Origin of the sequence: Bacillus sp. AF62 (assembly GCF_050312695.1) — a bacterium.
In the GTDB taxonomy this organism is placed as follows: domain Bacteria; phylum Bacillota; class Bacilli; order Bacillales; family Bacillaceae_G; genus Bacillus_A; species Bacillus_A cereus.
Window position 1 is genome coordinate 1 of record NZ_JBNPJZ010000210.1, and the last position, 871, is coordinate 871.

Genomic DNA, 871 nt, shown 5'->3' on the forward strand with positions numbered 1-871 from the left:
AAGTAAGATTAAATATATGAATAAAGATAAAATAAAAAAGATTGAAGAAATTAATTTCTTCAATCTTTTTTATACTTAAGATTCAACAGGAGTTGGTGCGCTAGAACTGTTTGTTGTTACAACTTCTACGATAATAGGCGTACCAGCTAAAATAGGTGTGTCACTTGGTTGAAGATTAATCGTAACATTTCCAGTACCAGCAGCTCCAGCTAAATAGCTAAACATACCATTCATTTGTAGAACACCATTGATATATAGATTTACATAACTATTTGCAGGTATGTCTAATAGAGTAACTGCATTTCCACTTTCATTAAAAAATGCGCCAGCATCAATTGCGAAAGGTGATGCTGCTACATCAATATCAGTAGGGGCAACATAAAAATATTTTGTAGAAACTGGTTCTACAGTTACATCAGGTGTAACTCGTAGTGCTAATTTCATTAATTGAAGTGCCATTTGGCATTCGCTCCTTTTAAAAAACTAGTTGTACATTACTACAATATGTATATGTGTAAAAAAGGGTTCTGGTACAAAAACAGTGGGATATGAAAAAAAGAAAAAGATTCCTAGTGGAATTGAACTGTATGCTATCAAACCAAGGGTCATGAATAAGATATATTTGCTTTTGGAGAGACCTCTGTCCTTGGAGAGTTTGTCTTTTTGTGGCATATGCAATGCTTCTATTCCAGCAATCATTGTTGTAGTTGTCAGCATTGTTTTCAATTCAAGCATATTCTGAATTCGTTTTTTGATAAATCGATAATCTTGTTCCATACTATTGTTTACATATTTTTCACATGAAGTAGTATACACTTTTCTTTCTTTAGTTCACATATCACAACAGGATAGGAGTTATCTCCATCAGCAG

1 protein-coding gene and 1 pseudogene are annotated in these 871 nt (G+C 32.8%); both read right to left on the reverse strand.

The genetic code is table 11. The features are described 5' to 3' along the window. Window positions 1-75 precede the first annotated feature (75 nt). Window positions 76-459, reverse strand: a complete 384-nt coding sequence (locus ACQRBL_RS32320) for a DUF4183 domain-containing protein (protein ID WP_197265983.1) — start codon at window positions 457-459, stop codon at window positions 76-78. Window positions 460-604: 145 nt separating this feature from the next. After that, a pseudogene (locus ACQRBL_RS32325) lies at window positions 605-871 on the reverse strand (DDE-type integrase/transposase/recombinase); the annotation flags it as partial.

Excerpts from the sequence above, each read along its gene's own strand:
- ACQRBL_RS32320 (WP_197265983.1), bottom strand. The coding sequence starts at position 459 with ATGGCACTTCAATTAATGAAATTAGCACTACGAGTTACACCTGATGTA.